This window comes from Salinibacterium sp. ZJ70 (assembly GCF_011751865.2).
In the GTDB taxonomy this organism is placed as follows: Bacteria; Actinomycetota; Actinomycetes; order Actinomycetales; family Microbacteriaceae; genus Homoserinibacter.
The window spans coordinates 921,872-945,060 of sequence record NZ_CP061770.1 but is presented as its reverse complement, the minus strand read 5'-3'; the positions used below and the strand labels follow the sequence as shown (position 1 = coordinate 945,060).

The following is a 23,189-nucleotide window of genomic DNA, read 5'->3' as shown; positions in this document are numbered from 1 at the left end:
CAGCGGCGCTCACACCTGGCAGTTCGGGCACCAGTAGAGCTTCCGCGCCGCGAGCTCGGTCATCGCGATGTTCGTGCCGCACACCCGACAGGGCTCGCCCGTGCGGTGGTAGACCCAATGGCGGTCGTCGCGCGAGGCGAGCGCCTTGCGGTACGCCTCCTCGTCGAGATCGTCCATCGTGAGCATCTGCCCTGTCGAGACGCCGATTCGCAGCAGGTGCGTCCAGTCGCGCCAGAGCTCCCGCACCAGCTCCTCGGGGATCTCGCGTCCGGGTCGGAAGGGGTCGAGTCGCGCGCGGAACAGGAGCTCCGCCCGATACACGTTGCCGATCCCCGAGACGACCGCCTGATCCATCAGCAGCAGCCCGATGGGCGTGGGCTTGCGCCGCACGACCGCGACGAAGCGCTCCTCCCCCACCTCGGGAGCATCCACCAGCGGATCGGGACCGAGCTTCGCGATCTGGCGATCGACCTCCTCGATGGTCTGCACCTCGCACGCCGTCGGCCCGCGCAGGTCGGCGCATGCGGTCTCGGTGAGCAGACGCACGCGCACCTGACCGACAGGGGGAGGCGGCCAGGTCTCGGACAGGTCGCCGAGCTTCTCGCCCTCCGACATCCGCAGACGCGCCCGCCGCGGGGCGCCGATCGACCACGGCGAATCCTCATGGGCTCCGATGACGGTGCTCGCCTCGTCGGCGGCGCCCGGCACCGTTCCGCGCTGATTGGTCTGCCCCATGCGCCCGCTGGCGGACACGAGGGTGTCATCGACCGAGATGTCGCCCGCGAAGTCCCATGCGCCGTAGAGCCCCAGGTGCACACGCAGCCAGAGCTCGTGGTCGAACTCGAGGAACATCTGCTTGCCGACGGCTTTCGCCTGCACGATGGCATGTCCGTCGAGCTCGGCGGCTCCCGCGGCGAAACGTCCCTGCGGCGAGCTGACGGCTACGGGCGCACCCGTGAAGTTCAGCTCGAACTGCCGAGCGATGCGGTGAACGGAATGCCCCTCGGGCATGGACTACTCGATGTCGTGGCCGACGATGCGGCCGGTCGTCTCGTATTCGGCGAGCTGCGCGATGCGTCGTGCGTGGCGCTCATCCCCGGGGAAAGGCGTCGCGATGAAGCGGTCGATGAACGCGATCGCCTCGTCGACGGTGTGCTGACGCGCGCCGATCGAGATCACGTTGGCGTCGTTGTGCTCGCGAGCGAGCTCGGCCGTCGAGAGGTTCCAGACGAGCGCCGCGCGCACGCCCTCCACCTTGTTCGCCGCGATCTGCTCGCCGTTGCCGGATCCTCCGAACACGACCCCGAGCGCCTCGGCGCCTGAGCGCTGGTCGCGCACCACGGCACGCGCTGCGTTGATGCAGAACGAGGGGTAGTCGTCGAGGGGGTCGTAGCTGTCGGGGCCATGATCGATCACCTCGTGCCCGGCATCCGTCAGATGCTGCTGGAGGGTCTGGCTGAATTCGAGGCCTGCATGGTCAGTCGCGATGTGGATCCGCACCCTCAGATTCTAGGCGTGCCCGCCGACCGGTGAGTGTGGGAGATCCGAACGGTCTGCCCCCTCTCTGGGGAGAGAGGAGCATCCCTCCGGTTGACTAGGTTTCAACTTTGTTGACAGTCGTGCATCTCTCACGAGAACGCAGCTGCGGCACCACCCGAAACCGCCCCGCCGCGCCACGCCGACGGGCGACGCAGAAGAAGCCGATGAAGCCGAACACCCGCCCGTGCGCCGCGAGCGCGCACAGATGACCTACGACGCCCCGGTCGTCCCGACCCACCGCCATCCGCAGACCGTGGAGGCCGCAACCGACGCGCTCGTGCAGCTGCGCGAGGCCTGCCCGTCATTCACCGTCGCCGTCGTACTGAGCGACGACGGTTTCGAGATCGCCCGCGACCCCGCAACGAGCGATGCGAACCAGCGCCTCGCGAGCATGGCGAGCTCGCTGCAGGCCCTCGCCGAAGCGATCGCCAAGGAACTCGCGCTCGGCGCGACACGCTACGCCCTCATCGAGGCCGAAGACGGGCACGTGCTCCTGCTTCGGGTGCCAGAGCAGCCCATCGTGCTCGCCGCCGTGTTCGGCGACGAGGAGACGTCCGGAAAGGCGCTGCTCGCGTCTCGCCGCGTCATCACCGACTTCGCGGCGCAGCTCGCCGCGTCGACCCACCCCACAGAGTAAGGAACCCCACCATGGCCGAAGTTAACGTCAACGAGGAGCAAGCCCGCGGAGCGAACGAGGGAATCGAGATCCTCCTCCAGATCGACGGCGCTCTCGCCGCCGCCATCGTCGACAGCGATTCCGGAATGGTCGTCGCGAGCGGCGGCACCGGTGTCGACGTCGAACTCGCCGCCGCCGGTTACACCGAGGTGATGCGTGCGCAGCTGCGCAACATCCGCAACCTCGGTCTCGTCGGAGGCGTCGAAGACAGCCTCCTGTCGCTCGAGACGCAGTACCACATCGTGCGACCGATCGCGGCGTACCCCGACGTCTTCATGCTCCTGATCCTGGACCGCGCCAAGTCGAACCTCGCGATGGCCCGTCTGAAGCTGCGCCAGCTCGACACGACCGAGGGCGGCGTGGGTATCTGACCCGACGTTCGACGGGAGCCCCGGCCGGTGACGGCCGGGGCTCCCGTCGTCTTCGAGAACCACCTGCGAGCCTTCCGCAACCCCTGGATTCCTCAGCGCGAGAGGCGCACAATCGGACGAAAGCGAGAACCGCGAGGTGATGACGATGCGCAACCGCACTCCTTTCGTCCCCGATGTCATGCCGCACCTGTCGGCTGGTCGACACCGGAATCCACGCCGAGGCGCCTGCTTCATGGAGTTCGCCTCCTATCTCGCGGGCGAACGGTGGAGCGACCATCCCTCATGCACCGACGGCACGCTCGCAGCCCTCGCACGCGGCGTCAACGATCTGATCGCCGACAGCCGCCGCGACGAGCTCATCCCCCTCATCCCCCGCGTCGTCGGGCTCACGGGATCGGATGACATGGGGTCGGTCGTGGCGCTGCGCTCGGCGGTCGTCGCACTTCCGATCGCGAGCATGGAACGCCAGCGCGTGCTCGCGGCGGGCGCGCTCGCGCTCGCCGTGCGACTGCAGCGCCGTCACGCGACCATCGGAACTCTGCAGAGCGACCTTCAGGCGGCTCTCTCGGCCGTGCCGGACGCGACCCGCTGGGCCCGCAACCACCTCACGACGATCACGTCGCGGTATCCGCGACTCGACGCCGTGTCGACGGAGCTCATCATCGCGACCGCCGTGGTGGGTGCCTCCCGCGCCTGCATCGGCGACACGGATGGCGCGCTCATCGAGATGCTCGGACGCGCCGTCGATGATGCCGAGACCCTCGTCGATCGCACCCCGGAGCCCGTCGTCACCCCGATTCCCGTACCTCAGCTCGGCCACTGAACGCGACAGACCTGTATGCCCCCACTCTGGGCATCCCGGCGCGCGCCAGAGCGTCTTATCGTGCAACTTATTCGACGACGCTTCGCGAGCCCGGAGCACCTCAGCGAGGAGAGAGCAGGCATGATCTCAGCGGCGGCTGCGCCCACCGACGGCACCTCGCGTGACGTCGACGTCGACGCCCCTCCGACGAGGACCGAACCGACGCTGCCTGCTCATCTCGACCCCGCGATCATCGAAGCCGCGACGATCACGCTGCGCGAGCTGCACTCCGACTTCCCGTCGCTTCTCGCCGCCATGGTGCTCACCGATGACGGGTTCGAGATCGCTCGCACCCCGGCGCTTCGTCGGCGCACCGACGCGGAACCCGACCACCGCCTCGCGAGCATGGCGAGCTCGATGCAGGCACTCAGCGAGGCCGTGAGCCGAGAGCTCGCTCTCGGCACCACGGGCCTCGCGCTCATCGAAGCCGACGGCGGGCGCGTTCTGTTCCGCCGCGTTCCGGATCACGAGATCGTGCTCGCAGCGGTGCTGCGCGACGACGACACCATCGGGCGCGGAATGGCACTCACCGCGCGACTCGTGAAGAGCCTCAGCGTGGCGCTGCGAATCGCGCGCGTCGCGGGCGAATCCGACGCGCCGCCTGCCGACTGACCGGGATCCCCGAGGCACCCTCGTTCGCCGAGCCTCGCGCGCCGTAGGCTGGCCTGCGGACACGATCCACCGAACCAAGGAGCAGAAGCGTGCCTGGAGAGAATCTCACCCGCATCGAAGCCCAGGAGCGCAAGGCGCTCGTCGAGACGCAGAGCTACGACGTCGTGCTCGATCTGACGACCGGACCGACGACCTTCCGCTCGTCGACCACGGTGCGCTTCACCGCCGAAGAGGGTGCGTCGACGTTCATCGACGCGATCACGGACGAGGTGCACTCGGTGACCCTCAACGGCGTCGAGCTGGGCGCTGGCGTCGCCGATGGATCCCGCATCCAGCTCGACGGGCTCGCGGCCTCGAACGAGCTCGTCGTCGTCGCTGACTTCGCGTACACGAACACGGGCGAGGGTCTGCACCGCTTCGTCGACCCCGTCGATGGCGAGGTGTACCTCTATACCCAGTTCGAGGTCCCCGACAGCCGTCGCGTCTTCGCCGTCTTCGAGCAGCCCGACCTCAAGGCCGAGTTCAGCTTCACGGTGACCGCCCCCGAGGCCTGGCAGGTGGTCAGCAACTCCCCCACGCCCGAGCCTGCTGCGAACGGCGACGGCTCCGCGACGTGGGCGTTCCCCGCCACGAAGCGCATCTCGAGCTACATCACGGCGCTCGTCGCGGGCCCCTATGAGGTCGTGCGCAGCGAGCTGACGAGCTCCGACGGACGCACGATCCCCCTCGGCGTCTTCGCGCGCAAGTCGCTCTTCGGCTACCTCGACGCCGACTACATCTTCGACATCACCCGCAAGGGCTTCGCCTACTTCGAGGAGAAGTTCGGCTACCCCTACCCGTTCGAGAAGTACGACCAGCTGTTCGTGCCCGAGTTCAACGCGGGCGCCATGGAGAACGCGGGCGCGGTGACCTTCACCGAGACCTACGTGTTCCGTTCGAAGGTGACCGACGCGATCAAGGAGCGTCGCGTCGTCACGATCCTGCACGAGCTCGCCCACATGTGGTTCGGCGATCTGGTGACCATGAAGTGGTGGAACGACCTCTGGCTCAACGAGTCGTTCGCCGAGTGGGCGTCGACGATCGCAACCGCCGAGGCCACCGAGTGGACGGAGGCGTGGGCCACCTTCCAGGCGATGGAGAAGAGCTGGGCGTACCGCCAGGATCAGCTCCCCTCGACCCACCCGATCGTCGCTGACATCCGCGACCTCGACGACGTGCAGGTGAACTTCGACGGCATCACCTACGCCAAGGGCGGCTCGGTGCTCAAGCAGCTCGCCGCATGGGTCGGCATCGACGCGTTCTTCGCCGGCGTCGGGGCGTACTTCCGTGCGCACGAATGGGGCAACACCGAGCTCAGCGATCTGCTGCGCGAGCTCGAGAAGACCTCCGGCCGCGACCTCTCCACCTTCTCGGCGCAGTGGCTCGAGACCTCGGGTGTGAACACCCTGAAGCCCGAGATCGAGACGGATGCCGACGGCGTCATCACGAGCTTCCGCGTGCGTCAGACGGCTCACCCCGACTACCCGACGCTGCGTCAGCACCGCATCGCGATCGGCTTCTACGAGTTCGCCTCCGATGCCGCCGACGCGCCGCTCGTGCGCACGCACCGTCACGAGTTCGACCTCCTCGCCGAGGAGTGGAACGACGTCGCCGAGCTCGTGGGGCTCACGAAGCCGGCGCTCGTGCTGCTGAACGACGACGACCTGGCCTACGCCAAGATCCGTCTCGACGAGGATTCGTTCCGTGTCGCGGTCTCGGCGCTCGGCCGCATCGAGGACCCGCTCGCCCGCGCCCTCGTGTGGGGCTCGGCGTGGGATGCGACGCGCGACGCCGAGATCGCCGGCCGCGACTACGTGCAGCTCGTGCTGGGCAACATCCTCGCCGAGACCGAATCGACCACGATCCGCCTCTCGCTCACCCAGCTCCTGCAGACGGCTCGCGCCTACGTCGCCCCGGAGACCCGCGACGCTGTCGTGCGCGAGGTGGGCGACGCGCTCTGGCAGCTCGCCCAGCAGGCCGACGCCGGTTCGGATGCGCAGTTCCAGTTCGTGAAGTTCTTCGCGAACGTCGCCTCCACGACCGAGCACGCTGCGATCCTGCAGGGCCTGCGCTCGGGCGAGATCGCGCTCGACGGTCTCGCCGTCGACACCGACCTCGACTGGGAGCTGCTCGAGGGCCTCGTGCTGGTGGGTGCGGCAGGCGAGCTCGAGATCGCGGCTGCGCTCGAGAAGGACGACACCGCCAACGGCCAGCAGGCCGCGGCGCGCGCCCGTGCCACGATCCCCACCCTCGAGGCGAAGACCGCCGCCCTCACGGCAGGTCTCGAGGACGGCACGATCTCGAACGTCGTGCTGCGCAACATGGCCCTCGGCTTCACCCACGTGAACGACCCGGCCGTGCTGGAGAGCCTCGTGCCGCAGTATTTCGACGCGATCCGTCGCGTGTGGGACGAGCGCAACTTCCAGATCGCGCAGTACATCGTCTCGGGCTTCTACCCGGCACCCCTCGCCTCGCAGCAGCTCGTCGACGCATCGCGCGCCTGGCTCGACGCGAACCCCGAGGTCCCTGCACTTCGCCGCATGGTGATCGAAGGTCTCGCCGGGGTTGAGCGCGCACTCGCGGCGCAGGCGCGCGACACCCTAAGCTGAGGACCCCGCACTGTCCCCCGGTCTGGGGCGCTCTTCGCGCCCCGGACCTGGGTACCGTGTTGTGGATATAGCGCCACGTGATGCATCAGCGAATGTGACCGCAGAACCCGAGTCCCGACGAGATTGAGCGACCTGTGAACGAAGACGGCAGCGTCCAGCCCGGCTGGTATCCGGACCCGCTCGGTCTGCCCCAGCTGCGGTGGTGGGACGGCCAGGCGTGGACGGAGCACACCTCCGACGCGCGTCGGCCCACCGGCCCGCAGGTTGTCGTGACGACGACCTTCGCCGAGCCCGTGCGTGAGGCCGAGCCTGCCTACGCCGAGCCCGTGCGCGCAGAAGCTCAGGCACCCGTGCCGCCGGCCGAGCCCGTGCGCCCCGCGCAGCCCGCCCAGCCCGCAGCCGCCCAGCCCGCGACCGCCCAGCCGGCAGCCGCGACCGCCCCCGTCGCCGACGAGTCCGGCGCTCCCGCGAAGCCCGCGGCCCAGGCGAAGACCGCCACCGGTCCCGCCGCGCTGCCCGCCGGCACCGAGAACGCGCCCGAGCTCGGATGGGCGGGAGCAGCGCTCACGCTCCACTCCGTGCAGAGCGCCCGCGTGCCCATGGTCATCGAGCTCGAGATCGTCGGGCACCCGTCGATGATCGTCGACACCCGCTACCAGGCCTTCACCTGGCCGCTGCGCCTCGACCTGTTCCCCGAGAACCCCCTCGGCGTGCGCGTCTCGGTCGACCTCGTCGAACCCCTCGGAGAACCGGCTTTCGAGCTGCCCGGCGAGGCGCTCGACGCGCTCCTGTGGAAGATCGGAACGATCGCGTTCCCGACCCGCCTCGCGCCGTGGCTCAACTCCACCGACGTCTACCGCCTCCAGCGCTGGCCCAACCTCACGACGCTCAACCCCGACATGGACCAGATGCGCCAGGCCGCGATGCTCTCCAACGGCATCTTCTCCGTCGAGCAGCTGGCTGAGTTCTCCGGACGTTCCATCGAGACGACGCGAACGCTCATCAACGCCCTCAGCCTCATGAACGCGCTCGAGATCCTGCCCCCTGAGAAGAGCGTGCAGTACGAACCGCCGGCCCCCGTGAAGCCCGACAACGACAAGAGCCTCTTCGGCCGCCTGCGCCGCAGACTGGGTCTGGGATAGCTGTGGCGGAGCACGTCATTCTCTTCGCCGGCCCCATGGGCGCCGGAAAGACCACCGCCATCCGCACGCTCAGCGAGATCGAGATCGTCTCCACGGAGGCGGCGAACACCGATCGCGTCACCGCCGACAAGGACACGACGACCGTCGCGCTCGACTACGGAGAGATCACCGTCGGCCAGGACGACAAGGTGCGCATGTACGGCGTGCCCGGTCAGAATCGCTTCGACTTCATGTGGTCGATCCTGCAGGAGCGCGCGATGGGGCTCATCATCCTCGTCAATGCCGACGCTCCGGCGCCCCACGTGCTCGTGGGCGACCACCTGGGCGCCTTCGCCGACCTCGCCCGCCGCGGCGGCCTCGTCATCGGCGTCACACGCAGCGACGTGGGCCAGAAGGGCCTCGTCGAGAAGCTCCACGGCATCGCCGAGGCTCTGCTTCCCGAGCGCGCGACACCCGTGTTCGAAGTGGATGCGCGCGACGAGCGCCAGATGACGACCCTCCTCATGGCGCTCATCGCCGACATCGAAGCCCGTGCGACCGTATCGGGAGCGGTTCGATGAGCGAGGCGCTCCCCGCGCACCGCGACCCGCACGTCATCGCCGAAGGGAATCGCGCCCTCGTGACGCTCAACGAGCTCACCCCGGCGTTGCGTGTGGCGGTCCTGCTGACCGACGACGGCTTCGAGATCGCTCGCTACCCGCAATCCGAGACGAACGAGCAGCGCCTGCCCAGCATGGCGAGCTCGCTGCAGGCGCTCAGCGACGCCGTCGTGCGCGAGCTCACCCTCGGCACGTCGCGCTTCTCGCTCATCGAGGCGGCCGAAGGCCGCGTCATCATGCGCCGCATCCCCGGTCACCCCATCGGCTTCGCCGCCGTGTTCGGCGAAGAGGAGGCCGTCGGTCAGGCGATCTCCCTCTCGCGTCGCGTCGTGGACGACCTCCTCGTGGCGCTCGAGCCCACGCAGTAGCCCCCCACCGTCAGGACCACCATGTCGCAGTACGCAGCATCCCTCGCCGAGCTCATCGCCATCGACGGAGCCATGGGCGCCGCCGTCGTCGACACCGAGACGGGCATGGTGCTCGCCCACACGGGAGACGGCATCGACCTCGATTCGGCGTCGGCCGCCACGACCGAGATCGTGCGCGCGCAGAGTCGGGCCCTGCGCACCCTCGCGGTGACCGACACGATCGACGACATCCTCGTCACGCTCACGACCCAGCACCACCTGATCCGTCCGCTGCGCGCCAACGCGAACCACTTCCTCTACCTCGTACTGGACCGCTCGCGTGCACACCTGCCGCTCGCACGCATCCGCCTCCAGGACATCGACGCAGGCCTCTCCGCCTAGGCGCCCGCCGTTCAGAGACCCCACGGCCGACGTCGATAGGCTGACGGGATGGAAGCCCTGACCGCCTGGTGGGAGAGCCTCGGGCCGTGGTCGGCCGCATTCGAGGTGCTGTTCATCATCATCGGCTCGTTCCTCGCATGGTGCGTGCTGCAGTTCGTCATCCGCCGGGTGGTGCACTCCGTCGTGTACGGCGTGAAGCGGAAGCAGGGCGTGGACGACACGCAGGCGCTCAACGCATCCCCGCTCGCCGCGGTGCGTGTCGTGCAGCGCACCCGCACGCTCGGCGGCGTCCTGTCGAGCGTCGTCACGACGATCATCGTCATCATCGCGGCGATCCTCGTCATGACGACGCTCGCCCCGGATGCCGCAGGCGCGTTCTCGCTCATCACCGCCGCGATCGGTGCGGGTCTCGGCTTCGGCGCGCAGAACATCGTCAAGGATGTGCTCAACGGCCTCTTCATGGTCATCGAGGACCAGCTGGGCGTGGGCGACGTGGTCGACCTCGGTCCCGCGACGGGCGTCGTGGAGGCGGTCGGCATCCGGATCACCGACATCCGCGACGTCAACGGCACCCTGTGGCATGTGCGCAACGGCGAGATCCTGCGGGTCGGCAACCTCTCGCAGGGCTGGGCGCGCGCCATCATCGACCTCGCTGTGCCGTACGACGTCGACACCGACGAAGCGCAGAAGATCATCCTCGACACTGCTGTCGCGCTCGCGTCCGAGAGCAAGTGGAGGCGCGTCATCATGGAGCGCCCCGAAGTGTGGGGCATCGAATCGATCTCGGCCGACGCGATCGTGATCCGGCTCGTCGTGAAGACGCGCACGAGCGCGAAGGACGAGGTCGCTCGCGAACTGCGCGCGCGCCTCAAGCGAGCCCTCGATGCCGAAGGCATCCGCCTTCCGTCGCTCAACTCGGTCGTGCTGTCGGGCTACGAGGGCGCGGGGTCGATCCTCGGCCACCGCCCGCCCAACACGACGCCGCTGCCCGTGCAGCCCACCGGCCGGCGGCCACGCATCATGCGCGCCCCGAAGACCCCCAAGAACCCGCCAGCGGGAGGCACCACATGAACCTGCAGCTGCGGATGGGCGAAGGCGGCGACGTCGTCGGGCAGAGCTTCTGGCAGGAGGTCGGCGGCCGGCCGACGTTCGAGAAGCTCGTGCGGCGCTTCTACGAAGGCGTGCGCACCGACGAGCTGCTGTGGCCGATGTACCCGGAGGAGGACCTCGAGGGTGCGATCCAGCGGCTCACCGGGTTCCTCGAGCAGTACTGGGGTGGCCCGACCACCTACAGCCAGGAGCGCGGCCACCCGCGTCTGCGCATCCGCCACGCGCCGTTCCCCGTGACGTTCGAGGCGCGTGACCGCTGGCTCGCGCACATGCGCGTCGCCGTCGACGAGCTCGAGCTCAGCCCGCTGCACGAGAACATGCTGTGGGACTACCTGGAGCGTGCCGCGCACGCCATGGTGAACAGCGCCGGATAGGCTTGAGGCGAGACTTGGTCAGATGACCGAATCGGCCGGCGCGCCGGATCGCACACGCAACGGGGGACCCATGACGGACCGGGCTGACGCCATCATCATCGGGGCCGGACTCTCGGGTCTGGTCACGGCCGCCGAGCTCGTCGAAGCCGGCAAGCGCGTCGTCATCCTCGACCAGGAGTCCGAAGCCGGCATGGGAGGCCAGGCCTGGTGGTCGTTCGGCGGACTGTTCCTCGTCGACTCGGCCGAGCAGCGCCTCATGGGCGTCTCCGACTCGCATGAACTCGCCCGCCAGGACTGGTTCGCGAGCGCCGAGTTCGACCGACCCGAAGACGACTGGGCGCGCGAGTGGGCTGAGGCCTACGTCGCGTTCGCGGCGGGCGAGAAGCGCGCCTGGCTCAAGGAGAAGGGCGTGTCGTTCTTCCCCGTGGTGGGCTGGGCCGAGCGCGGCGGCTACACCGCCACCGGCCACGGCAACTCGGTGCCTCGCTTCCACATCACCTGGGGCACGGGCCCCGGCCTCCTCGAACCCTTCATCAAGACCGTGCGCGAGGGCGTCGAGCGCGGCCTCGTGGAGCTGCGCTTCCGTCACCGTGTCGACTCGCTCCTCACGAAGGGCCGCAAGGTCGTCGGCGCTGCGGGCGCCATCCTCGCCCCCGACTCCGCGGAGCGCGGCGAACCCACCAACCGCGACGAGGTCGGCTCCTTCGAGGTGCACGCCGCCGCGGTGGTCGTCGCCTCAGGCGGCATCGGCGGCAACCACGACCTCGTCCGCAAGTTCTGGCCCGAGTGGCTGGGCAGCGCCCCCACGTCGATGCTCTCCGGTGTTCCCGCGCACGTCGATGGCCGCATGCTGCAGATCGCGCAGAACGCGAGCGCGCGCCTCATCAACAGCGACCGGATGTGGCACTACGTCGAGGGGATCGAGAATCACTCCCCCGTGTGGCCGCTCCACGGCATCCGCATCCTCCCCGGCCCGTCGAGCATGTGGTTCGATGCCACCGGCAAGCGCCTGCCCGTTCCGCTCTTCCCCGGTTTCGACACCCTCGGCACTCTCGAGTACCTGCGCGAGACGGGATACGACCACTCGTGGTTCATCCTCGATCAGTCGATCATCGAGAAGGAGTTCGCGCTCTCGGGCAGCGAGCAGAACCCCGACCTCACCGGCAAGAGCGTCAAGGAGCTGCTGCGCCAGCGTCTCGGCAAGGGCGCCACGGACGCGGTGGAGGCGTTCAAGGAGAAGGGCGCGGACTTCGTCGTCGCCGACACCCTCGACGAGCTGTTCGCGGGGATGCGGCGCCTCGCGCCGGAGGTCGAGCTCGACACCGTGCAGATCCGTCAGGAGCTCGAGGCTCGCGACCGTGAGATGGACAACGCCTTCACGAAGGATCTGCAGGTGACCGCCCTGCGCGGTGCTCGCAACTACCGCGGCGACAAGCTCATCCGCGTGGCGAAGCCGCACCGCATCCTCGACGAGCGCCACCGCCCGCTGATCGCAGTGAAGCTGCACGTGCTCACCCGCAAGACGCTCGGCGGCATCCAGACCGACCTGTCGTCGCGGGCCCTCGATGCGAAGGGCCGGCCGATCCCCGGCCTCTTCGCGGTGGGCGAGGCCGCGGGATTCGGCGGCGGCGGCGTGCACGGCTACCGGTCGCTCGAGGGCACGTTCCTCGGCGGCTGCCTCTTCACGGGCCGCCAGGCCGGCCGCGCGATCATCGCAGCTCTCTGACGGCCAGCTGGCAGGGGGTGCGACGCTCTGCGCTCAGGCGCCGTGTCGCACGGGAAGACCGGATTCGATCCACGCCGTGATGCCGCCGTCGATGTTGGTCGCGTCGTAGCCCGCCTGCTCGAGATAGACGGTCGCCTGGGCGCTGCGCCCGCCCGCGTGGCACATGACGTACAGCGGCAGATCGGCCGGGACCTCGTCGAGTCGCGCGACGAGTTCGCCGAGCGGGATGAGGGTCGCGCCCTCGACGTGCGCGGATGTCCACTCCTCGGGCTGGCGGACGTCGAGCAGGATGTGCTCGCCGAGGTCGGATGCCGCGTAGTCGGCGGGGGTGATGCTGTTCATCGGGTGGTCTCCTTCTCGAAGGTGGTGAGGCCGACGCGCTGAGCAGCACGCCAGGTGAGGTAGCCGCCGTCGAGGTTCACGGCATCGACGCCGTGCGCCTCGAGGAGCTTCATGGCGGTGTGGGCGCCCTGGCCCACGCGGCAGTGCACGACGACCGGGCCTTCGCGCAGCTCGTCGATGCGCGACCGCAGCTGCTCGACGGGGATCCACTCGGCTCCGGGGATCGTGCCCTCGTCGAGCTGGGCGGCTCCCCGCACATCGATGAGGCGCGCACCGGCTGCGAGTGCGTCATCGAGCTCGTGCCACTGGATCGTCCCCTCGCCGTCGCGGCGGTTCTCGGCGACGTAGCCGAGCATGTTGACCGGATCCTTCGCCGAGCCGAACTGCGGAGCGTAGGCCAGCTCGAGGCCCGCGAGACCGGATGCGGTGATGCCGGCGCGCATCGCCGTCGCGATGACGTCGATGCGGCGATCGACGCCCGCTCCCCCGACGGCCTGCGCGCCGAGGATGCGGTCATCGGCAACGCCGACGAGCAGCTTGAGCGCCATCATCTCGGCGCCCGGGTAGTAGCCGACGTGGTTCATCGGGTGAGTGTGGATGACGCGATGCGGGATGCCCGCGCCGCGCAGCTCCGTCTCCGTCGCGCCGACGACGGCGATCACGACGCCGAAGGCGCCCATGATGGCAGTGCCGAGCACGGGCGCAACGCTGATCTCGCGACCGGCGAGCGCATCCGCGACCAGTCGGCCGTGGTGATTGGCGGGCCCGGCGAGCGGCACCGAGCGAGTGCCGCCGAGGATCGCATGCGCCTTCTCGGCGACATCGCCCACCGCGCGGATCGCGGGGTCGTTCGTGCGCAGCTCCTCATCGACCAGCACGCCGCCGTGCGCGCCGATCCCGAGTCCCGCGTCGCGGGCGAGGTCGCTCGCCGGGCGCACGCCGATGGCGCTGATGACGAGGTCGGCGGGGAGCTCGTCGCCGCTCGCGAGCACGACGCTCGAGAGCTCGACGCGCGCAACCGTGTCGCCGAGGCGCACGTCGACGCCCGCCGCGCGCACGGCGTCGGTGACGGGCGATGCCATCTCGGGATCGAGTGCGGGGACGAGCTGAACTCCGCGGTGCACGATCGCCGTGCGGATGCCGCGTGCGTGCAGGTTCTCGGCCACCTCCATGCCGATGAAACCGCCGCCGACGACCACGGCCGTCTGCGCGCCGTCGGCGGCGTCGAGAATGCGGTCGAGCTCGTCGAGTCCGCGCAGCGGGATCGCGCGCTCGGCGCCCGGCACCTCGAGCGCCCGCGGGACGGCGCCGGTGGCGAGCACGAGGTCGTCGTAGGCGAGCTCCTCGGTGCCGGATGCGGTCCGAAGGACGACCACCTGGCGTTCGCGATCGATCCGGACGGCCTCGGTGCGGATCCGCACGTCGAGACCGAAGCGCTCCTGGAGCCGTTCGGGTGTCTGCAGCAGCAGGTCGTCGCGCGAGGAGATGATGCCGCTGATCGCATAGGGCATGCCGCAGGTCGCGAGCGAGACGGCTTCGCCGCGCTCGATCACGGTGATGCGGGCGCTCTCGTCGAGCCGACGGAGGCGCGTGGCTGCGGACATTCCGGCGGCGACGCCGCCGATGATCACGATGCTGCGAGAGGACGTCATGCCTCCAGGATATACCCCCGGGGGTATCCCAAGCTGCGGGGCGACTGACGGGCGCCCACCGCGTGCGTCAGCGCGCGAGAGTCCAGGCGCGTCGCTTCACCAGCACATGACCGCGCGCGGTCGTCAGGCGCGTCCAGGGGCCCGTCTCGAACAGCTTCACGGCATCCTCGCCGAGGAACCCGAGGCTCAGCCCCGCGAATGCGACACCCGCCGGAAGATGCTCGAACGACGGGATCTCGCGACCCCACACCTCGCCGCGCACCTTGCGCACGATCGACTCACCCACGGCATCCGGAACGATCTCGGCGATCTCGGCGATACCCGCCTTCGCCACCTGCTCGAAGACCGCCGCATCGATCGACGGGATCTCACGCCAGCCTCCGCGCGGCGGCGAGATGGCCGCCCAGGTGGCCGTGTGCACCTGCATCGGAACGCCGACATCGACAGGTTCGGTGCGGCCCGCATCGATCGCGGCGATCGCCGCCTGCTGAGCACGCTCGACACGCTGCAGGAGCGAGCGGATCGGCACCACGACATCGAAGGCCTCGCGGCTCGCGAGGGCGAACGTACGCAGCCCCAGCACGGTGGGCGTCTCATCCAGAAGCCCCACGGGGTACAGCACCGCGGCGTACACGGCGAGCACGCCCCCGCCGCCGATCAGGCGCACGGAACCGTCCTCGACCCGCTGCGCGCGCGAGAGGAAGACGTGGAGATCATCGAGAGACGTCGGGTCGACGAGAGTGAAAGCACCAGTCACAACCCCTCCAGCCTAGCGAAGCCCGGCTGCCTCCGGCTCCTAGACTGGAGCCATGAGCGCCCCGACGCCCGGCCCCGATCCTCTCGCCGGACTCCTGTCGACCCTCGACCTCACCGACACGGGTGCACGGACGAGCGAGGACATCTTCACCGGCCCCAGCCAGTGGATGCCGGGCGGACGCGTCTTCGGCGGCCAGGTGTACGCGCAGTCGATCATGGCCGCGGTCCGCACCGTCGCCTCCGACCGCCTCATCCACTCCACCCACGGCTACTTCCTGCGCCCGGGCGACGTGAACCTGCCGATCACCTTCGCGGTCGATCGCATCCACGACGGCCGATCGTTCAGCACCCGACGCACCCAGGCACACCAGAACGGACTGCCGATCCTGTCGATGATCGCGTCGTTCCAGGACGACGACCCCGGCCTCGACCACCAGGCGCCCATGCCCGAAGGCATCACACCTCCGGAGGACCTCCCCACACCCGCCGAGGTGCTCGGAGCTGTCGACCACCCCACAGCCCAGTTCTGGGCGACCAGCCGCCCGTTCGAGATCCGCCACGTCGACGAGCCCATCTACATGGCGCCCGACGTGTCACCGCGCCCCCACCAGGCCGTGTGGATGAAGACCATCGGCCCGCTGCCCGACGACGAGAACCTCCACCGCGCGGCGCTCGCCTATGCGAGCGACTACTCGATCCTGGAGCCCATCCTGCGGGCCCACGGGATCTCGTGGATCAAGCCGGGGCTCAGAATGGCGAGCCTCGACCACGCGATGTGGTTCCACCGCCCGGTGCGCGTCGATGACTGGCTGCTCTACGTGCAGGAGTCGCCCTCGGCGATGGGCGGCCGCGGCCTGTCGATGGGCCGCATCTACACCCGCGACGGCGTGCTCGTCGCCTCCATCGCCCAGGAGGGCATGGTGCGCGTCCCCGACGTCAGCTGACGTCGGCCACCCACCGCGTCTCTCAGCGAGCTGGCGCGATCCGGCGCCCCGCGAAGACCGCGGCAGTCGCGGCGACCACATGCATGAGCATGAGGGCGACGACCGCGATGGGGGTCGCTCCCGGCACGAACCCCGTCGCGAGCAGCACGACATCGGGGATCCACGACAGCGCGAGCGCCACGGGAACGAGCACGCGCAGCACGGCGGCCGAGCGGCGCACGAATCGCACGACGAGCAGCCAGCCTCCGATCGCCGCGAGCGTGCCGGCGGCGGCGAACGGTGCCGCGATCATGGGCTGCACGGGCGGAAAGCCGGGGGCCGCGCCGAGCAGCAGTGCGGCGAGGCCCAGCGCCGCCGCGCCCGCAGCAGCGGCGATGGCGGCGAGTGCGATGGTTGCGGCAGTGACTCGGGCACCCGAAGCGGTGCCCATGGCGGAAGCGGTCATGGCGATCTCCTTCGGCGGATGCGACGCGAACGCGACGCTGTGCGCCGAGGCTATGGCCGCACCCGCACCGAGCGGATCCGCCGACCGGAGGCCGCGCGCTACTCCCCCGGGAGCATCGCGCGGCCGGACGGCGTAGGTCAGGCGGCGGAGCCGATGACGGCCGTGACCTCGATCTCGATCTTCATCTCCGGCTCCATGAGCGGAACCTGGATCATCGTGCAGGCGGGGCGGGCGGAGGCGAACGCCTCGCGCAGGGCGGGCCAGCACGCCTCGAAGTCGCGGCCGTCGGTGAGCATGTAGGTGGCGCGCACGACCTCGTCGAGGCTGGATCCAGCCTGCTCGAGGGCTGCCTGGATGTTGCGCAGCGTCTGAGCGGCCTGCTCGGCGACGTCGTCCGAGATCTCACCCGTGGCGTAGTCGTATCCGGTGGTGCCCGAGACGTAGACGGTGTCGCCGACGACGACGGCACGCGAGTAGCCGATCTTCTCCTCGAAGGCGGATCCGGACGAGATGTGAGTGCGGGGCATGGTGGTTCCTCTCAGGGTCGGGTGTCGTGTGGTGGCTGGCAGGGCTGGGACGCCCGTCGTTCAGGAGCGCTTGCGGAAGCGCACGGGCTCTTCGGTGTACTCGGCGAGGAGCTTGCGGATCTCCGGGGGGATGCGCGTGGGCTGGCCGGTTGCCGCCTCGACGAGCACCAGATCTGTGGACGCGAGCGTATAGCAGATGCGCGGTTCGACGCCCGCGGGTGAGTAGATCTCGTAGCAGACCTGGAAGCTCGCACCGCCGATCCGACCGATCCACAGCTCGACGTCGATGGGCGCCCGCTGGTACGGGATGGGAGCGAGGTACTCGATCTCCTGACGCGCGATGAGGCTGAACGTGGAGGCATTCGGTCCCGCGTCGATGACCGCGGTCGGGCGCACGTCCTCGGGCGCGACCGTGGGGCCCGGCCGCCAGAAGGCTTCGATGCGCGCCTCCTCGAGGATGCGCAGCATCTCCGCATTGTTGACGTGCGCGTACGCGTCGAAGTCGCTCCAGCGCAGCCGGATGGGGATGTGGATGCGGGTCACGCGGTCCTCCTCGAGATGCGGAAGCCGCGGCCGACGAGGATCCCTCCCCGATCGGCCGCGGCTCCCGATATTCCGCGACGGTCAGTCGCGGGTGAGCTTGCGGTACACGGAACGGTGCGGGTTGGCCGCATCCGGTCCGAGACGCTCGATCTTGTTCGTCTCGTACGCCTCGAAGTTGCCCTCGAACCAGTACCACTGGGCCGGGTTCTCCTCGGTGCCTTCGTACGCGAGGATGTGCGTCGCGATGCGGTCGAGGAACCACCGGTCGTGGGTGATGACCACGGCGCAGCCGGGGAACTCGAGAAGCGCGTTCTCGAGCGACTGCAGGGTCTCGACGTCGAGGTCGTTGGTGGGCTCGTCGAGGAGCAGCAGGTTGCCGCCCTCCTTGAGCGTGAGCGCGAGGTTCAGGCGGTTGCGCTCACCACCGGAGAGCACACCGGCCTTCTTCTGCTGATCCGGGCCCTTGAAGCCGAACTTCGACACGTAGGCACGCGACGGGATCTCGGTCTTGCCGACGGTGATGATGTCGAGCCCATCGGACACGACCTCCCACAGCGTCTTGTTGGGGTCGATGTTGGCACGCGACTGGTCGACGTAGCTGATCTTGACCGTCTCGCCGATCTTCAGCTCGCCGCCGTCGAGCGGCTCGAGGCCGACGATCGTCTTGAAGAGGGTCGTCTTTCCGACACCGTTCGGGCCGATGACGCCGACGATGCCGTTCGGCGGGAGCGAGAAGGAGAGACCGTCGATGAGCACGCGGTCGTCGAACTGCTTCTTGAGGTTCTTCGCCTCGATGACGACACTGCCGAGACGCGGACCCGCGGGGATCTGGATCTCCTCGAAGTCGAGCTTCCTGGTGCGCTCCGCCTCGGTCGCCATCTCCTCGTAGCGCGCCAGACGCGCCTTCGACTTCGCCTGACGGCCCTTCGCGTTGGAGCGGACCCAGTCGAGCTCCTCTGCGAGGCGCTTGGCGAGCTTGGCGTCCTTCTTGCCCTGCACCTCAAGACGCTGAGCCTTCTTCTCGAGGTAGGTCGAGTAGTTGCCCTCGTAGGGGTAGAGGCGTCCGCGGTCGACCTCGGCGATCCACTCCGCGACGTTGTCGAGGAAGTACCGGTCGTGGGTGATCGCGATGACAGCGCCCGCATACTTCTGCAGGTGCTGCTCGAGCCAGAGCACGCTCTCGGCGTCGAGGTGGTTGGTGGGCTCGTCGAGCAGAAGCAGGTCGGGCTTCTGCAGCAGGAGCTTCGCGAGCGCGACGCGACGACGCTCACCACCGGAGAGCTTGGTGACGTCGGCATCTCCCGGCGGGGTGCGCAGGGCATCCATCGCCTGCTCGAGCTGCGAGTCGAGGTCCCAGCCGTTCGCGGCGTCGATCTCCTCCTGCAGCACGCCCATCTCGGCGAGCAGGGTGTCGAAGTCCGCGTCGGGGTCGCTCATGAGCGCCGAGATCTCGTTGAAGCGGTCGAGCTTCGCCTTGATCGCGATGCCGTCCTGGATGTTCTCGAGAACGGTCTTGGTCTCGTCGAGCTCGGGCTCCTGCATGAGGATGCCGACGGTGTAGCCGGGGGTGAGGTTCGCCTCGCCGTTGGACGGGGTGTCGAGGCCCGCCATGATCTTGAGGATGGTCGACTTTCCGGCGCCGTTCGGGCCGACCATGCCGATCTTCGCTCCGGGAAGGAACGACATCGTGACGTCGTCCAGGATGATCTTCTCGCCAACCTTCTTGCGAGCGCGCACCATGGAGTAGATGTATTCGGCCATGCCGTATCTGCTGCTTTCTCCGAGAGTCCGGGGGTCAACTCCCCAGGCTAGCCGACTGCGACGGACGGGGCCGCTGTGAACGAGGCGCTGCGAAGGCGCCGCCCACGAGTCCCGCCCCCTCCCGCCCGTGAGGTGTCAGTTTGTGCCGCCCCGGCGCGGGCGCAGGCGGCACAAACTGACACCTCGCCAGGTGGGGCGCCCGGTGCCGCCGCCGCGGATCGGTGCGAGGCTGTGTGCATGACGATCGTGGTGCGCGGAGCAACGGAATTCGACGACCTGGCGACGATGGTGGGGCCGAAGAATCCGGATTCGGAAGCCTGCTGGTGCATCAGCTACCGCGTCTCCCCCGCCGAGAACCGGGCCCTTCACCGCCAGGAGCGCGGCGCGAAGGCCCGCGAGCTCACCCAGCTCGACCCGCCTCCCGGTGTGCTCGCCTACGACGGCGACGAGGTCGTCGGATGGGCCGCGATCCACCGCCGCGCCGACACGAGCTTCGCGACGAACCGTAAGATCCCGCACGTGGACGATCAGGATGTGTGGTCACTGTGGTGCGTGAAGGTGCGTCCCGGCTTCCGCGGACGCGGTATCGCGCACCAGCTCGTGTCAGGTGCCGTCGAGTTCGCACGCCAGCACGGTGCGCCCGTTGTGGAGGCCTACCCGGTCGACAATCAGGGCGCGACGGTCGACAAGACGATGGCGTACGTGGGCACCCGGTCGCTGTTCGAGAAGGCGGGCTTCACGATGGCCGCCGAGACCACCTCGGTGCTGAACGGCTTCCCGCGCGTGCTCATGCGCCTCGAGCTCTGACGGCCCGCCCGCAACCCCGGATCCCTGCGCGGCCCTGAGGTGTCAGTTTGTGTCGCCTGGGCGAGCGCTCGGGCGGCCCAAACTGACACCTCATCAGGCGGGGCGTTCGGTTCCGACGATGCAGCGGCCCGTCGAGAGCACCGGGGCGACCATGCTCGTGTAGCCGATGTTGCCCCACTGCCCGAGCAGGCACTCCTCGCCGAACCGGATCGAGAACACGATGTTGTCGGCCGCGATCCCGATCGAGGTGGTGTCGGGGGTGACCTCCATGACGTCACGCGGGAAGCCGGCGCCTTCGAGGTTGTCGACGAATGCAGCCCCGTTGAGCGCGGTCCCCGAGGCGATGAGCTCCTCGTTCACCCAGTCGAAGAACGCCTTGTTATCGGTGGCCGTGCCATCGAAGACGGGCTCGGGAGCGACCGTGGGCTCCGGCGTGGGCGTCGCGCCGGGAGACTCGACAGGCGCCGTCGTGGGCGCGGGGGCCTGCGCCGTGCAGCCGACGAGTGCGAGGGATGCGGCCACGAGGATGACAGCGGCGGTCGTGCGGCGCGGTCGTCTCATGGGTTCCTCTCGGTGCGCTCCGCCCGATCGGCGTAGCGCTCACGAGTCTAGAACGGCAGCGCCTCGGCGAGTTCGCTCTCGGCGGGGAAGCCCGCGGCGTCAGCGTCGGCGGCTGTCGGCGCCTCGGCGACCTGGGGAGCACCCTGCGTCGCGGCAGCCGCGCGAGGCGTCTTCGTGTACTCGGCGGTGCCCCATGCGAGGTCGGGCCCGAGGGCATCGGCGATGATCTCGACATCCCGCCCGCTCTTCTCGCCGTCGCGCCATTCGCGCACGCGCAGTCGCCCCGTGACGACGACGCGCTGCCCCTTCTCGAGGGAGGTGTGCAGGTTCGCGGCCAGCTGCCGGAATGCCGTGATCGAAAACCAGTTGGTGTCGCCGTCGACCCAGCTTCGGGTGTCGCGGTCGAAGCGGCGGTGATGCGAGACGAGACGGAACGAGCTGATCTCGAGCCCTTCGCTCGTGACGGTGTGGGTGATGGGCGTCGCGATGAGTCCCGTGACGGTGATCGTGTCGGGCATGGCTCCTCCAGGGGTGCGTGCGGATGGGCGACGCACGGCCGTGGTCGTCGTGCCGGATTCACCCCGACCGTGCGTCGTCCCCGAAGCGTCGCGGATCCCGCACCCGCACGACGGACCGCGCCGCCGTCTCGTGGACGCGCGGCGCGGCCCGCACAGGTGGAGGAGGGGTGGACCCTCAGTGCTCGCGGAACTCCGGCATGTCGGATCCGGGCAGGAGCGCCGCGTGGAGGGCGCTCTTGGCGACGTCGAGGCTCGGATAGCTGCCGCGATATTCGGTGTCGGAGAGCAGCTTCATCTTGAATGTGTCCCCGACGCGGTGGATGGTTCCGAGGGCTCCCGATTCGCCGAACGCGACCCAGCGCTGGTCGATGGTGCTGCTGTCACTCATGATCGACTCCCTTGCATGTGGCACGGCTCGTGCCTCGACCGTACTCCGCGTGCACGCGCGCGGACCCACCTCTCGGCGATCATTCAGGCGAGTGCTCCCCGAGGGTCGCGAGCCCCGCCCAGGTGACGTCGAGCAGGCGCTCGTAGCTCGCATCCACGTCGTCCGGCATCCGGAACCCGCCCGCCGCGTCGAGCACGATGAAGCCGTGGGTGGCGGCGCGCAGGATGCGCACGGCATCGACGCGGCGCTCCTCGGGCACCCCGCCCGCGGCGAGCGCGGTCGAGAGCGCGGCGACGGCACGCGAGGCCGCGGCGACATAATCTGCTGATGATTCGTGCCCGGGCGCGGGCTGACTGGCTGCATAGAGACCGGGATGCGCGGTCGCGAACGCACGGATGGCACGCCCCACGGATCGGACGGCGCTGCGCCCGTCGCTCGACGGGGCCGCCTGCTCGACCGCCTCGGTGAAGCGCATGATGGCGACGGTGGCGACGGCGTCACGCAGGGCGTCGAGCGAGGGGACGTGCTTGTAGAGACTCGGCACAGCGACCCCTGCCCGCGCCGCGACGCGGGCAAGTGTCAGCGGCGTGGCGGGATCGTCGTCGAGGAGTTCGACGGCGATCGCGACGACCGCATCTCGACTGAGTCCCGCCCTAGGCACGGGTGCCGTTCCGTGCGCCCGCGGTGCGGGCGGCGAAGTCGCGGATCGCGGGCAACACGAGCTCCGGACGCTGGCGGTGGGGGTAGTGCGCCGCGTCGTCGACGAGCAGTGTCTCGGCACCCAGCACATCGCCCACGTGCGCGAGTTCGGCGGCGGGGTCGCGGTAGTCGGGATCGAGCGCACCGATGACGGCGAGTGCGGGCACCGTGACGCCAGCTGCGCGCTCGGCGACCTCGGAGTGGTCGAGGGTCACCGCAAGCCGGCGGAAGTCGGCGAGGCGGCCGGGTCGGCGCAGCCACGCGCGGATCTCGGCGACGTGCGCTGCGTGATCCGCAGGGGCCGTGCCCTTGTTGATGACGGAGCGGTAGTACCAGGTCCAGGCTGCGACGCCCCACGGTCGTGCGAACAGCATCCGGAACATCGCGCGCATCATGCGCGGATCCCCGGGCGCGTTGCGCACGAACGGCGACAGCAGCACGATCCCGCGCACGAGCTCTGGATGCTGGGCGGCGGCGAGCACCGCGGCCGACGCGCTCATCGAGGTTCCGATGACGAGCGCCGGCCCTCCGAGTTCGTCGATGAGGGCGGCGATGTCGGATGCGGTGGCGGCGTCGCCGAGCTCGGCGAACCCGATGTCGGAGTCGCCGTGCCCGCGCAGGTCGAACTGTGCGACGCGGAAGCCGTCCGCGAGGAGCGCATCGGCGAGTGCGTCGTCGGCGCTGCGCAGATCGCCCATGCCGGGAACGGTGATGACGAGGGGACCTGCGCCACGGACGGCGTAGGCGAGGCGGCGCCGGGCGTCGCCGTCGGGGCGGTTCAGGAAGGAGGTCATGGCCCCAAAAGCTAATGCCATTAGCTTTGGAGCGCAACCCCCGG

General features: G+C 69.4%; 28 protein-coding genes. 14 read left to right on the top strand and 14 right to left on the bottom strand.

Annotated elements, in window-relative coordinates; all coding sequences use genetic code 11:
* Positions 1-9: 9 nt before the first annotated feature.
* Both HCR12_RS04525 and HCR12_RS04520 read right to left on the bottom strand, forming a co-directional pair.
* On the bottom strand, positions 10-1,011 hold the full coding sequence (locus tag HCR12_RS04525) for an Fpg/Nei family DNA glycosylase (protein ID WP_166869460.1): 1,002 nt from the start codon (positions 1,009-1,011) through the stop codon (positions 10-12).
* Positions 1,012-1,014: 3 nt separating this feature from the next.
* Complete coding sequence (locus tag HCR12_RS04520) at positions 1,015-1,500, bottom strand: ribose-5-phosphate isomerase (protein ID WP_166869461.1); 486 nt, start codon at positions 1,498-1,500, stop codon at positions 1,015-1,017.
* A gap of 244 nt (positions 1,501-1,744) precedes the next feature.
* Here HCR12_RS04520 and HCR12_RS04515 point away from each other — a divergent pair, with 244 nt between their 5' ends.
* The 12 genes from HCR12_RS04515 to HCR12_RS04460 all read left to right on the top strand — a co-directional run bounded on the left by HCR12_RS04515 (position 1,745) and on the right by HCR12_RS04460 (position 12,408).
* Positions 1,745-2,176 (top strand): roadblock/LC7 domain-containing protein, encoded by a 432-nt coding sequence (locus HCR12_RS04515; RefSeq protein WP_166869462.1) that lies wholly within the window; start codon positions 1,745-1,747, stop codon positions 2,174-2,176.
* 11 nt (positions 2,177-2,187) lie between these two features.
* Positions 2,188-2,586 (top strand): roadblock/LC7 domain-containing protein, encoded by a 399-nt coding sequence (locus HCR12_RS04510; RefSeq protein WP_166869463.1) that lies wholly within the window; start codon positions 2,188-2,190, stop codon positions 2,584-2,586.
* Between the two features lie 232 nt (positions 2,587-2,818).
* Positions 2,819-3,409, top strand: a complete 591-nt coding sequence (locus HCR12_RS04505) for a hypothetical protein (RefSeq protein ID WP_166869464.1) — start codon at positions 2,819-2,821, stop codon at positions 3,407-3,409.
* 120 nt (positions 3,410-3,529) lie between these two features.
* Complete coding sequence (locus HCR12_RS04500; protein ID WP_166869465.1) at positions 3,530-4,060, top strand: roadblock/LC7 domain-containing protein; 531 nt, start codon at positions 3,530-3,532, stop codon at positions 4,058-4,060.
* An 89-nt stretch (positions 4,061-4,149) separates the two neighbouring features.
* Complete coding sequence (pepN, locus tag HCR12_RS04495) at positions 4,150-6,708, top strand: aminopeptidase N (RefSeq protein WP_166869466.1); 2,559 nt, start codon at positions 4,150-4,152, stop codon at positions 6,706-6,708.
* 134 nt (positions 6,709-6,842) lie between these two features.
* Positions 6,843-7,850 (top strand): DUF2510 domain-containing protein, encoded by a 1,008-nt coding sequence (locus HCR12_RS13630; protein ID WP_224763675.1) that lies wholly within the window; start codon positions 6,843-6,845, stop codon positions 7,848-7,850.
* A gap of 2 nt (positions 7,851-7,852) precedes the next feature.
* The gene (locus tag HCR12_RS04485; protein ID WP_166869467.1) at positions 7,853-8,410 is read left to right on the top strand and encodes a GTP-binding protein; all 558 of its coding nucleotides are present in this window, start codon (positions 7,853-7,855) and stop codon (positions 8,408-8,410) included.
* On the top strand, positions 8,407-8,817 hold the full coding sequence (locus HCR12_RS04480) for a roadblock/LC7 domain-containing protein (RefSeq protein ID WP_166869468.1): 411 nt from the start codon (positions 8,407-8,409) through the stop codon (positions 8,815-8,817). Before HCR12_RS04485 ends, HCR12_RS04480 begins: the two co-directional genes overlap by 4 nt.
* A 21-nt stretch (positions 8,818-8,838) precedes the next feature.
* Positions 8,839-9,198, top strand: coding sequence for a hypothetical protein (locus HCR12_RS04475; protein WP_166869469.1), 360 nt, complete (start codon positions 8,839-8,841; stop codon positions 9,196-9,198).
* 48 nt (positions 9,199-9,246) lie between these two features.
* Complete coding sequence (locus tag HCR12_RS04470; protein ID WP_166869470.1) at positions 9,247-10,269, top strand: mechanosensitive ion channel family protein; 1,023 nt, start codon at positions 9,247-9,249, stop codon at positions 10,267-10,269.
* Positions 10,266-10,682 (top strand): globin, encoded by a 417-nt coding sequence (locus HCR12_RS04465; protein WP_224763674.1) that lies wholly within the window; start codon positions 10,266-10,268, stop codon positions 10,680-10,682. The genes HCR12_RS04470 and HCR12_RS04465 overlap by 4 nt, the downstream gene beginning before the upstream one ends.
* A gap of 70 nt (positions 10,683-10,752) precedes the next feature.
* On the top strand, positions 10,753-12,408 hold the full coding sequence (locus tag HCR12_RS04460; RefSeq protein WP_166869471.1) for an FAD-binding dehydrogenase: 1,656 nt from the start codon (positions 10,753-10,755) through the stop codon (positions 12,406-12,408).
* A gap of 33 nt (positions 12,409-12,441) precedes the next feature.
* On the opposite strand, the gene HCR12_RS04455 is transcribed toward HCR12_RS04460, so the two are convergent.
* The 3 genes from HCR12_RS04455 to HCR12_RS04445 form a co-directional block, all read right to left on the bottom strand.
* Positions 12,442-12,750: a rhodanese-like domain-containing protein gene (locus HCR12_RS04455; protein ID WP_166869472.1), complete on the bottom strand. Its 309-nt coding sequence runs from the start codon at positions 12,748-12,750 to the stop codon at positions 12,442-12,444.
* Positions 12,747-14,402 (bottom strand): FAD-dependent oxidoreductase, encoded by a 1,656-nt coding sequence (locus tag HCR12_RS04450; RefSeq protein WP_166869473.1) that lies wholly within the window; start codon positions 14,400-14,402, stop codon positions 12,747-12,749. Before HCR12_RS04450 ends, HCR12_RS04455 begins: the two co-directional genes overlap by 4 nt.
* Positions 14,403-14,469: 67 nt before the next feature.
* Complete coding sequence (locus HCR12_RS04445) at positions 14,470-15,159, bottom strand: DUF8185 domain-containing protein (RefSeq protein WP_166869474.1); 690 nt, start codon at positions 15,157-15,159, stop codon at positions 14,470-14,472.
* A 52-nt stretch (positions 15,160-15,211) separates the two neighbouring features.
* Between HCR12_RS04445 and HCR12_RS04440 the strand changes: the two genes are divergently transcribed.
* Positions 15,212-16,102, top strand: coding sequence for an acyl-CoA thioesterase (locus HCR12_RS04440; protein WP_166869475.1), 891 nt, complete (start codon positions 15,212-15,214; stop codon positions 16,100-16,102).
* 22 nt (positions 16,103-16,124) lie between these two features.
* On the opposite strand, the gene HCR12_RS04435 is transcribed toward HCR12_RS04440, so the two are convergent.
* The 4 genes from HCR12_RS04435 to ettA all read right to left on the bottom strand — a co-directional run bounded on the left by HCR12_RS04435 (position 16,125) and on the right by ettA (position 19,378).
* Positions 16,125-16,547 (bottom strand): hypothetical protein, encoded by a 423-nt coding sequence (locus HCR12_RS04435; RefSeq protein WP_166869476.1) that lies wholly within the window; start codon positions 16,545-16,547, stop codon positions 16,125-16,127.
* Positions 16,548-16,684: 137 nt separating this feature from the next.
* Positions 16,685-17,074, bottom strand: coding sequence for a RidA family protein (locus tag HCR12_RS04430; RefSeq protein WP_166869477.1), 390 nt, complete (start codon positions 17,072-17,074; stop codon positions 16,685-16,687).
* A 60-nt stretch (positions 17,075-17,134) separates the two neighbouring features.
* Positions 17,135-17,617 (bottom strand): acyl-CoA thioesterase, encoded by a 483-nt coding sequence (locus tag HCR12_RS04425; RefSeq protein WP_166869478.1) that lies wholly within the window; start codon positions 17,615-17,617, stop codon positions 17,135-17,137.
* Between the two features lie 81 nt (positions 17,618-17,698).
* Positions 17,699-19,378: an energy-dependent translational throttle protein EttA gene (ettA, locus tag HCR12_RS04420; protein ID WP_166869479.1), complete on the bottom strand. Its 1,680-nt coding sequence runs from the start codon at positions 19,376-19,378 to the stop codon at positions 17,699-17,701.
* 237 nt (positions 19,379-19,615) lie between these two features.
* Between ettA and HCR12_RS04415 the strand changes: the two genes are divergently transcribed.
* Positions 19,616-20,185 carry a GNAT family N-acetyltransferase gene (locus tag HCR12_RS04415; RefSeq protein ID WP_166869480.1) on the top strand — a complete coding sequence of 190 codons (570 nt, stop codon included), beginning with the start codon at positions 19,616-19,618 and terminating at the stop codon, positions 20,183-20,185.
* 93 nt (positions 20,186-20,278) lie between these two features.
* Here HCR12_RS04415 and HCR12_RS04410 read toward each other — a convergent pair whose 3' ends face one another.
* The 5 genes from HCR12_RS04410 to HCR12_RS04390 all read right to left on the bottom strand — a co-directional run bounded on the left by HCR12_RS04410 (position 20,279) and on the right by HCR12_RS04390 (position 23,145).
* Positions 20,279-20,746 carry a DUF6993 domain-containing protein gene (locus tag HCR12_RS04410; protein WP_166869481.1) on the bottom strand — a complete coding sequence of 156 codons (468 nt, stop codon included), beginning with the start codon at positions 20,744-20,746 and terminating at the stop codon, positions 20,279-20,281.
* A 47-nt stretch (positions 20,747-20,793) separates the two neighbouring features.
* A complete protein-coding gene (locus HCR12_RS04405; RefSeq protein ID WP_166869482.1) occupies positions 20,794-21,264 on the bottom strand; it encodes a single-stranded DNA-binding protein in 471 nt (156 codons plus the stop codon).
* A 175-nt stretch (positions 21,265-21,439) separates the two neighbouring features.
* Positions 21,440-21,652 carry a methyltransferase gene (locus HCR12_RS04400; protein ID WP_166869483.1) on the bottom strand — a complete coding sequence of 71 codons (213 nt, stop codon included), beginning with the start codon at positions 21,650-21,652 and terminating at the stop codon, positions 21,440-21,442.
* Positions 21,653-21,731: 79 nt separating this feature from the next.
* Positions 21,732-22,313, bottom strand: a complete 582-nt coding sequence (locus HCR12_RS04395) for a TetR/AcrR family transcriptional regulator (RefSeq protein ID WP_166869062.1) — start codon at positions 22,311-22,313, stop codon at positions 21,732-21,734.
* A complete protein-coding gene (locus tag HCR12_RS04390) occupies positions 22,306-23,145 on the bottom strand; it encodes an alpha/beta fold hydrolase (protein WP_224763672.1) in 840 nt (279 codons plus the stop codon). The genes HCR12_RS04395 and HCR12_RS04390 overlap by 8 nt, the downstream gene beginning before the upstream one ends.
* Positions 23,146-23,189 lie beyond the last annotated feature (44 nt).

Bases quoted from the DNA above. Each gene is read 5' to 3' on its own strand.
- HCR12_RS04525 (WP_166869460.1), bottom strand. From the start codon at position 1,011: ATGCCCGAGGGGCATTCCGTTCACCGCATCGCTCGGCAGTTCGAGCTG.
- HCR12_RS04515 (WP_166869462.1), top strand. From the start codon at position 1,745: ATGACCTACGACGCCCCGGTCGTCCCGACCCACCGCCATCCGCAGACC.
- HCR12_RS04510 (WP_166869463.1), top strand. From the start codon at position 2,188: ATGGCCGAAGTTAACGTCAACGAGGAGCAAGCCCGCGGAGCGAACGAG.
- HCR12_RS04505 (WP_166869464.1), top strand. From the start codon at position 2,819: ATGGAGTTCGCCTCCTATCTCGCGGGCGAACGGTGGAGCGACCATCCC.
- HCR12_RS04500 (WP_166869465.1), top strand. From the start codon at position 3,530: ATGATCTCAGCGGCGGCTGCGCCCACCGACGGCACCTCGCGTGACGTC.
- HCR12_RS04480 (WP_166869468.1), top strand. From the start codon at position 8,407: ATGAGCGAGGCGCTCCCCGCGCACCGCGACCCGCACGTCATCGCCGAA.
- HCR12_RS04475 (WP_166869469.1), top strand. From the start codon at position 8,839: ATGTCGCAGTACGCAGCATCCCTCGCCGAGCTCATCGCCATCGACGGA.
- HCR12_RS04470 (WP_166869470.1), top strand. From the start codon at position 9,247: ATGGAAGCCCTGACCGCCTGGTGGGAGAGCCTCGGGCCGTGGTCGGCC.
- HCR12_RS04465 (WP_224763674.1), top strand. From the start codon at position 10,266: ATGAACCTGCAGCTGCGGATGGGCGAAGGCGGCGACGTCGTCGGGCAG.
- HCR12_RS04460 (WP_166869471.1), top strand. From the start codon at position 10,753: ATGACGGACCGGGCTGACGCCATCATCATCGGGGCCGGACTCTCGGGT.
- HCR12_RS04455 (WP_166869472.1), bottom strand. From the start codon at position 12,750: ATGAACAGCATCACCCCCGCCGACTACGCGGCATCCGACCTCGGCGAG.
- HCR12_RS04450 (WP_166869473.1), bottom strand. From the start codon at position 14,402: ATGACGTCCTCTCGCAGCATCGTGATCATCGGCGGCGTCGCCGCCGGA.
- HCR12_RS04440 (WP_166869475.1), top strand. From the start codon at position 15,212: ATGAGCGCCCCGACGCCCGGCCCCGATCCTCTCGCCGGACTCCTGTCG.
- HCR12_RS04435 (WP_166869476.1), bottom strand. From the start codon at position 16,547: ATGACCGCTTCCGCCATGGGCACCGCTTCGGGTGCCCGAGTCACTGCC.
- HCR12_RS04430 (WP_166869477.1), bottom strand. From the start codon at position 17,074: ATGCCCCGCACTCACATCTCGTCCGGATCCGCCTTCGAGGAGAAGATC.
- ettA (WP_166869479.1), bottom strand. From the start codon at position 19,378: ATGGCCGAATACATCTACTCCATGGTGCGCGCTCGCAAGAAGGTTGGC.
- HCR12_RS04415 (WP_166869480.1), top strand. From the start codon at position 19,616: ATGACGATCGTGGTGCGCGGAGCAACGGAATTCGACGACCTGGCGACG.
- HCR12_RS04410 (WP_166869481.1), bottom strand. From the start codon at position 20,746: ATGAGACGACCGCGCCGCACGACCGCCGCTGTCATCCTCGTGGCCGCA.
- HCR12_RS04405 (WP_166869482.1), bottom strand. From the start codon at position 21,264: ATGCCCGACACGATCACCGTCACGGGACTCATCGCGACGCCCATCACC.
- HCR12_RS04400 (WP_166869483.1), bottom strand. From the start codon at position 21,652: ATGAGTGACAGCAGCACCATCGACCAGCGCTGGGTCGCGTTCGGCGAA.
- HCR12_RS04390 (WP_224763672.1), bottom strand. From the start codon at position 23,145: ATGACCTCCTTCCTGAACCGCCCCGACGGCGACGCCCGGCGCCGCCTC.